This window comes from Lyngbya sp. CCY1209, assembly GCF_055795065.1.
The window spans coordinates 1-7569 of the sequence record NZ_JAYFER010000354.1; the positions used below are offsets into that span (position 1 = coordinate 1).

Here is a 7569-nt window from a genome sequence, read left to right on the forward strand (position 1 = left end):
TCAATCCTAGGGTTGTGAATCCTAAAACTGGGGGTGGCTATCGCCTCCTCTCTTGAGGATTGTTAAAGAATTGTTAAAATCTCCACTTCTCCTCTTGACCCTGAGAGTTCCGACCTCATTTAGTATCATGTAATACCAAACTTAGGAACATACAGACAGTTATAAGGCTGGTCAGGGGTGTAACCCTTGTATCCATCCAAGGGGATGGAAGCCTTACCGGGAGGTTGTTTCAGGCATTTCAGCCTTATTTCATTCCCGAACGAATCGCACCCCAATATTAATTGTAGTGTAACGCCGCCGGTTCTCTTGTCGCTATCAGCTCCGGGCTTTGATCACCAGGTAATTTCCCGAATCCCATCCCCCATTACCTGGGCGTCGAGCCATCGCCCTTAATCATCCCAAAAATTGCGTTTGGAGGAGGTGAGGTCGGGTCAGATAACATCCCTGGGCATAATCGACTTCCAGGGCTTTGATCGCTCGGAAAGCCGCCTCACTTTCGACCCCTTTGGCGATGGTTTGAAGGCCGAGCAACTGCCCGACACAGTGAATCATTTCCACGATCGCCAGGTCGGTCGGATCGTCGGCGATATTGTTGACGAAAGAATCGGCTATTTTGAGATAATCGATGCAGAGATAGGTGAGATAATCCAGGGTGCGGCACTGACTCCCCACCCGATCGACGGTCACATAGTAGCCCCGAATTTGCAGTTGGGCGATCGCGTCGGCCGCGGCCTGTAAATTCTCGAGTATGGTCGATTCGGGAATTTCAAAACAGAGCCGATCCGGTGTCAGCTCCCGTTGGGTCAATTCTTCCTCGACCCACTGCCAATAGTTGCGGTCGTAGAACGTCGCACCCGAGAGGTTGATGGCAAAGCGATAAGTGTCCCGAATTTTCTGACTCGATTCCGACAACAGGTCGAACACCGCCGCCATCACCCAGCGATCGATTTCCCCCATCAATCCGCGACGTTCGGCGACGGGGAGAAAAGCGGAGGCCGGAATCACCTGTCCTTCATCGTCGGTGAGTCGCACCAAAATTTCGCAATATCGTTTCGGATCGAGGGTCGTCAGGGAGACGACTTCCTGAGTGTACAGGCAAAATCGGCGCTCCGCCAACGCCCGGGCTATCCGCTCCACCCACCGGCGATCGCGCCACTGGCAGGCGTTCTGGGTGGGGAAAGACTGGACTTGACACTGACTCCTCCGACCAATTTTTAGGGCAGCAGATATCATAATAGTGATTCAACTCCGATTCGGCTGGGACTGCGATCTGGTGTTCCCTGTTTTCAGACTAGCCAAGCCGGATAAAATCACCGTGAAATTTAGATGAGACTTTTCTTAGGTTTGATTGTTGAAGCGAGAGAAAAGGGTTTCGGCTGGTGGGGACGTTCCGAACGGAGAACCGTTCCCCGATGGTATCGTTCAAAAAATTTGAATTCAGCAAGAAATCGCCCTCGTCCTGATCGAAAAGAGGAAAACGGCAAAATCAATCGCTCTGACTCCCGATTGCCACCGCGATCGCCATCAAAATGGGCGGTTCTCAATTGGACGGCGAGATTTTCGACGCCACGACGTTCACCCGTTCAGTTTGAGGACTCGGAGTGGATAGCCGGAATTGGGTTTGAGGGACCCATTTCCATCCGAAATGGAGTTGTAGCGATAATGTCACGAGCGCTGCAAGTATTAGTTTCTCCCACATGATTCTTACCTCTCCCCAACACAAACATTCACGACACCCTAACTTTCTGGTGAGTCAATTCTAGACAATTGTCGGACAAACAACCATGATATCAACCCACAATTGTCGTGATCTGCCGCACCTTATTGTTGTGATTGAAGTCACCAAAAATTCGGTTGTTTCGATAAATTTTCGTTGAAAAGAGAAGGTTGAAGCGTCTGTATTCTCATTTACAGATTTTAACACGTCTGCGGATTTTAGCTCGGTAAAAATACCGAGTTTTTGAAGTGCGATCGCGGCTCATTCCCGGGCGTCGGGCGATCGGCCATGTCCCGCCCCGAGCCGCCCCGTCACATTCGCACCCTATTCCCTCCGACAGATTCGGGCATCGCTTCAGTCTGGCAGGGCCGCGGATCATTCCCGACGGGCGGGGGACGGTGAATCGGGAGTTTCTCTCTCCTCTCTCCTCTCTATTGCCGATTGCCGATTGCCGATTGCCTTCATTTTGCTAGAGTGGATCAAAATATTGCAACTAGATTAATGGCCAGTACCACCGTTAACGCCGCCGCCGACATCACCGCCGGGTTTCACGCCCTTTCCGAGCCCCTGCGGATTCGGGTTTTGGAACTCCTCCGCCACCAGGAATTGTGCGTGTGCGAACTCTGCGAAACCTTACAGGTGAGTCAGTCGAAGCTCTCCTTTCACCTCAAAACCCTCAAGGAGGCGGGATTAGTGACAGCGCGACAGGAGGGACGCTGGATGTATTATCGCCTCAACCTCAGCCAACTGGTGCTCTTGGAAGAATATCTGGCGGAATTTCGCCGTTTCAGTTCCATCCTCCCCGCCCGCCCCTGCTGCGATTAACCCGAGGACAATTGATAATTGATAATTGATAATTCTATCAAATCCGGTTATCCCCTCCTAAACCTCCCCAATCATCGACCGATGATTTGAGCTATGAGAAGAGGGAATTGATTCCCAAGCGGTGCGGATATCCAACCCGTTTTGTTCCGATCATTCAACCGGACTTGATCTGATCATGCGATCGCCCCCCGCTTCGATTGATCCAAGGACAATTGACAACAATCAATTGTTAATTGTTAATTATTAATTGTTAATTATTCTTGGGCGGCTTTGAGCGATCGCACTTCCTGTTGCAGGTGTCTGACTTCCTCCAACAGTTTTTGATTGGATTCGGCCAATTCTCGGGCGTGGGAACTCAAATAGGGATCGCTTTCCCACCAGTTGATCCCGATTTCCTTGGCTTTATCGACGGATGCCACCAGCAGGCGGATGCGGATGTTCAACAGTTCCGTCGATCCCACGGAAACAGAAATATCCCCGGCGATGACGATTCCTTTGTCCAAAACCCGTTCCAAAATGTCGGCGAGGGTGGAACCCGTGGTTGACATGGGAACTCCCCGCTGGGAACTGGATTGACGCGGTTGTGAAGTCATAATGAGAATTGATCATTGATAATTGATAATTGAGAATTATCAATTAATTTTTCATTGCTAGACGGATTGGTGGTTGTCTTCTTGGACGACGAAGAGTCGGTTGTCTTGTTGGCGGAGGTAGCTTTTTCTCAGGAGCGATCGCAGGGCGTCGGTGGTTTGGACTCGGTTGAGGCCGAGGGCCGACTCGATTTCAGAGACTCTGGCGCCGTTGGATTGTTTGAGGTAGGCGTAGACTTTTTCTTCGGTGGTGGGGAGGCGGGTGGGGGCGGGTGAGAGTTGGGGTTCGGGACTCGGCGGGAGAGCGGCGGGTTCGGGTTCGGAAATTCCGGATAGATTTTGAAAGATGGCTTCCAGGCGGTTTTCGAGTGCACTCAGGTCGCCGATCGCCCTCGATAATAAGATATCGCTGCAAACTTCGCGAAATTCGCTCTCGCCCGGGTCGATCGCGATATCATGGTCGCGACAAACTCTGGCGATCATCAAACTGGGCCGCAATCCCGAGGATTTGTCAGCGTTGGTTTGCTGGCGGGCAACGGACTGGATTTTGGGTGTTGCGATGGCGTGGGTGGCGTCGCGGAATTGTCGGACCAAGCCGACGATCAGTTCCGCCTGTTCCGGTTCGACTGCGACTTTTTGGATCAGGATTTCCCGTTGCGTCGCCTCGTCGGGTTCGGGCATATTGATCGTGATCAGGCGATCGAGCAGGGCGTCCTGGGTGCCGTAGACGCCGCAGTATTCCTCGGGGTTGGAGGTGAAAATGGCGCGGAAGTGGGGGTTGACGCGGATGTACTCGGAATTGTTGCCGTTGGGGGGGAGGACGAGCAGTTTTTCTTCCAAAGCCGAAAGCAGGACGTTGTTGACTTCGGGGCGGGAGCGGTTGAACTCGTCGTAAACCAGGGTGAATCCTTCTTTGCAGGCGAGGGTGAGGCGGGAGTCGATCCAGTTTTGTTTGAGTTCGTCTTCGAGTTTGACGACGCTGTGGATGAAGTTATCAACGACTTTTTTGCGGGTGTAGCCGAGTTGGTTGCCGATCATGTCGGAGGATTTCAATTCGTCGTCCCCGAAAATGAGCATGGTGGGACGGTTGAGCAAGTCGGCGAGGTGCAGGGCGAGGGTGGTTTTGCCGGTGCCGGCCGGCCCCCGCAGGTGGACGGAAAACCCGGATTGGAGGTACCGCAGCGCCCGAACCGTCAGTTTTTCAATGGCCGGAGTGTTGACGAATCCTTTGGGTACAGCGCGGAGCACGGTGGTCATGTTGGTTGATTTGGGCTGCAAGGGTGTGGGGGGGGTGGAGGTTTGGGGGACGGAAAAAAGATTTGGGGCCGGGAAAGAACGGTCGAACCCCATCAATCCCCAGCCCCCATTTTTATTTTAGCTTCCGGCGTAGTAAGTGCGATCGCGCTGCGAGATCCGACCTTGTTTGAGGAGCGATCGCAGGGCATCGACGGTTTGAATGCGGTTCAGTTTCAACTCGTCTTCGATATCTGTCAACCGCACACCCTCCCGCTGTCGGATGTAGTCGTAAATTAGCCCTTCCGGGTTCGGAGAATGAGCCGCGGGCGGGGCGGGGCGTTCGAGGGTTTTGACGGGAATGGCGGCGGGTGCAGGTTGTTTCGGAGGTGTCGGGGGCGGTGCCGTTTTTGTCGCTTTGGGAACCGATGCGGGGGGGGCGACGTCGCGGGTTTTGGGCGATGTCGTGGCGGGGGAAACCGGTTTTGTCCCTCCGTTTCCCCAAACCGATTGCGCTAGGGATTGGCGGTAGTCCCGCAGTTCGGCGCGAAATTGGCCGAGATCTTGAAATAATTCCCTGATGTCGGCTTCCCGTTCGGCCCGAGCCGTCTGGAGTTGGTCTTGCAGTTGTCGGGCGACGGTTTCTCGGATCAAATTCAGTTCTTGCAGGTCGCCCTGGACGCGATCGCGGCGTTGCTCTCGATCCTGAGCCCGTTCCCGGTTCTGTTCGTCCCATTCCCGCCGCAATTGTTCGACGGTGGCCTGGAGTTGTTCCCGAAAGGCCTGCAGGTCTTGAGCCAATTGTAAGGCCCTGGCGGTGCGATCGTCGGCGCTCAGGGTGAGAAACTCGGCGGTTTCCCGGGAGAGCGATCGCACGAATTCGTGCAATTCTCCGGCGAGTGCTTCGGCTTTCCGGTGGCGGGTGTCGTTGGTTTCCGCCAAAAATTCTTGATTTTGCCGTTTTAACTGAGAAACAAAAGCCCGTCGCTCCTCCTGCAGCGTCTGGGCCTGGATGTGTCGTTCCTGCTGCCACGAATCGACGGTCGCCCGGAGTTGCTGCTGCCGTTCGGCGACGGCTTGGCGACGGTGATTGTGGCTGTCTTGCCAACCCTCTTTTAAGGCCATGACGTGACGATCTCCCCCAAACTCGGTGGTTGAGCATCGGACACCCCCGCCGGTGTTGATTTCGGACGCCGCCCGACGGCATCTCCCGGCGATCGCTGCTCCCTGAAATTGTGCCGGTGAGGGTGATTCGCTTTTCTGTCGGGGGGGGTCGGAATCCTGCAGGGACGGGCGTTTGAACCCGATGATGCCCGATGCCGGATCATGTAGATAGATGATGAGATGATGCGATCTAAACGGCGGGAACGGCGGCTTGAGCCGTCAGGCCGACTGCTTCGGCATACTTCAGGTACGTTTCGACGGAAGCGATGACAACCCGAGCTTCGACGGCCAGCAGTTCGATCCCCACGAGGGAGACGCGCACCCAGGCATCGATGACGATTCCTTTGTCGAGGATGCGATCGATGACTTCGGCCAAGCTGGAGGACGAGTTTACTTTTTCAACTGCCATGGGTCAATTCCCTCCTGATATTGATGGGTCGGACTCCGATGAGTGAACCCTATATCTAGTCATCATACCGGGGTATGGGGGGGGGACGTCACGTTTTGTTACTTCTTTTAGCATTTGCTAATATTGCTTATAATCTGTACAGTAAACTTTACACCTCTCGTCAAGGTATCTTAAGGAAAGTTGACAATTCATTGGAAAACCCTTAATAAAGATTGCAACCTTCCCGGAGGTGAGTCGTAGTAGGCGGTCGATCTGAACACCCTAGCCAGAGTCTTAGATGATGCCCCGAATTTTAGTGATTGATGACGATCCGGCGATCGCGGAGCTTGTGGCGATCAACCTGGAGATGGCTGGTTACGAAGTCAGCCAAGCCGAAGACGGCATAAAAGGACAGGCCCTCGCGCTGCAACTCCTGCCAGATTTGATCGTTTTGGATCTGATGCTGCCCAAGGTGGACGGATTTACGGTGTGTCAGCGGTTGCGTCGGGACGAGCGCACCGCCGACATTCCCATTTTGATGTTGACGGCTTTGGGGCAGACTCAAAATAAGGTCGAAGGTTTCAATGCCGGGGCCGACGATTATTTGACCAAACCGTTTGAACTCGAAGAAATGCTGGCCCGAGTCCGCGCCCTGTTGCGACGGACCGATCGCATCCCCCAGGCGGCGAAACACAGCGAAATCCTCAGTTACGGTGTCCTGACGTTGGTTCCCGAACGATTTGAGGCAATTTGGTTTGATAAAACGGTCAAACTCACCCATTTAGAGTTTGAATTGTTACACTGTTTGCTGCAACGCCACGGCCAGACGGTGGCGCCGAGCGAAATTCTCAAGGAAGTGTGGGGTTACGATCCGGATGACGACATCGAAACCATCCGGGTCCACATCCGCCACTTGAGGACGAAAATGGAACCGGATCCCCGCCATCCCAAGTACATCAAAACCGTCTACGGCGCCGGGTATTGTCTGGAACTGCCGAGCAACGGCCAATCCGGCAACGGGGATGGGGAGATTTCCGCCGAACCGGCCGCCAGCGGTGTTTCGGACGGCAAAGGAAACGCCTAGTTTCCACTTTCCAATTCAGTCGGGGCGGATTGGATTCGCCCTCGATTTTTTTTGGAATGTTGGGGTCGGATTGGGGTGGGGCGATCGCTCTCTAGCATCATGGGCCGGAGGGGGAATCCATTCGCCAATGGTTGCCGGAATTGCGGAATTTGGAGGCAGGGGATCGGGTGAGGGGAAACGTTGCACCCCGCGATCTGCGAGTATCCGGGGGATCTTCGGCGATCGCGGGGGAAGGGCAAAAACAATTTAAGGCGATTCATAAAGATTTGCAATCAACCCGACCCGATCGCACTCTACAAGTACAGCCTTTCCAACTCTCTACAGGCATGACATAGGGAAGGCAAAGCGATGCGATCGATGCCCCGGGGACAAATTTCTTTAGCCAATATTCTGGCCGAACTTTGGGCTAATTTAATCTGCTCTGCCGGCTTCAGTGTCGAATTTTTATAATCGGTCATTTCATCACAGTTTGGTTCGGACTGATAGTGATTGATTTGACTTCTCCCCGGTCTAAAGACGCGGGGATTCTTAAGCCGTCCAAAACTGAACTCTTAAAGGCATAGTCAAT

7 protein-coding genes are annotated in these 7569 nt (G+C 53.8%); 2 read left to right on the top strand and 5 right to left on the bottom strand.

Going from position 1 to position 7569, the window contains the following annotated elements; translation table 11 throughout:
* Window positions 1-393: 393 nt before the first annotated feature.
* A complete protein-coding gene (locus AC0QHF_RS10035) occupies window positions 394-1233 on the bottom strand; it encodes an EAL domain-containing protein (protein ID WP_324704067.1) in 840 nt (279 codons plus the stop codon).
* A 985-nt stretch (window positions 1234-2218) separates the two neighbouring features.
* Here AC0QHF_RS10035 and AC0QHF_RS10040 point away from each other — a divergent pair.
* The gene (locus AC0QHF_RS10040; RefSeq protein ID WP_324704068.1) at window positions 2219-2542 is read left to right on the top strand and encodes an ArsR/SmtB family transcription factor; all 324 of its coding nucleotides are present in this window, start codon (window positions 2219-2221) and stop codon (window positions 2540-2542) included.
* Window positions 2543-2796: 254 nt separating this feature from the next.
* Here the strand turns inward: AC0QHF_RS10040 and AC0QHF_RS10045 are convergent, their stop codons facing one another.
* From AC0QHF_RS10045 to gvpA, 4 genes are all read right to left on the bottom strand, one after another.
* Window positions 2797-3135 (bottom strand): gas vesicle protein, encoded by a 339-nt coding sequence (locus tag AC0QHF_RS10045; RefSeq protein WP_324704069.1) that lies wholly within the window; start codon window positions 3133-3135, stop codon window positions 2797-2799.
* Between the two features lie 57 nt (window positions 3136-3192).
* Window positions 3193-4389, bottom strand: a complete 1197-nt coding sequence (gvpN, locus tag AC0QHF_RS10050) for a gas vesicle protein GvpN (RefSeq protein WP_324704070.1) — start codon at window positions 4387-4389, stop codon at window positions 3193-3195.
* A gap of 117 nt (window positions 4390-4506) precedes the next feature.
* Window positions 4507-5490 (bottom strand): gas vesicle protein GvpC, encoded by a 984-nt coding sequence (gene gvpC / locus AC0QHF_RS10055; protein WP_324704071.1) that lies wholly within the window; start codon window positions 5488-5490, stop codon window positions 4507-4509.
* A gap of 229 nt (window positions 5491-5719) precedes the next feature.
* Entirely contained in the window at window positions 5720-5938 is a 219-nt protein-coding gene (gene gvpA, locus AC0QHF_RS10060) for a gas vesicle structural protein GvpA (protein WP_324704072.1), read from the bottom strand.
* A gap of 280 nt (window positions 5939-6218) precedes the next feature.
* On the opposite strand from gvpA, the gene AC0QHF_RS10065 reads away from it, so the two are divergent.
* Window positions 6219-7001, top strand: a complete 783-nt coding sequence (locus tag AC0QHF_RS10065) for a response regulator transcription factor (protein WP_324704073.1) — start codon at window positions 6219-6221, stop codon at window positions 6999-7001.
* Window positions 7002-7569 lie beyond the last annotated feature (568 nt).

What these genes read in the sequence shown, in the direction of transcription:
- AC0QHF_RS10035 (WP_324704067.1), bottom strand. Translation starts at nt 1,233, where the DNA reads ATGATATCTGCTGCCCTAAAAATTGGTCGGAGGAGTCAGTGTCAAGTC.
- gvpC (WP_324704071.1), bottom strand. Translation starts at nt 5,490, where the DNA reads ATGGCCTTAAAAGAGGGTTGGCAAGACAGCCACAATCACCGTCGCCAA.
- gvpN (WP_324704070.1), bottom strand. Translation starts at nt 4,389, where the DNA reads ATGACCACCGTGCTCCGCGCTGTACCCAAAGGATTCGTCAACACTCCG.
- AC0QHF_RS10040 (WP_324704068.1), top strand. Translation starts at nt 2,219, where the DNA reads ATGGCCAGTACCACCGTTAACGCCGCCGCCGACATCACCGCCGGGTTT.
- AC0QHF_RS10065 (WP_324704073.1), top strand. Translation starts at nt 6,219, where the DNA reads ATGCCCCGAATTTTAGTGATTGATGACGATCCGGCGATCGCGGAGCTT.
- gvpA (WP_324704072.1), bottom strand. Translation starts at nt 5,938, where the DNA reads ATGGCAGTTGAAAAAGTAAACTCGTCCTCCAGCTTGGCCGAAGTCATC.
- AC0QHF_RS10045 (WP_324704069.1), bottom strand. Translation starts at nt 3,135, where the DNA reads ATGACTTCACAACCGCGTCAATCCAGTTCCCAGCGGGGAGTTCCCATG.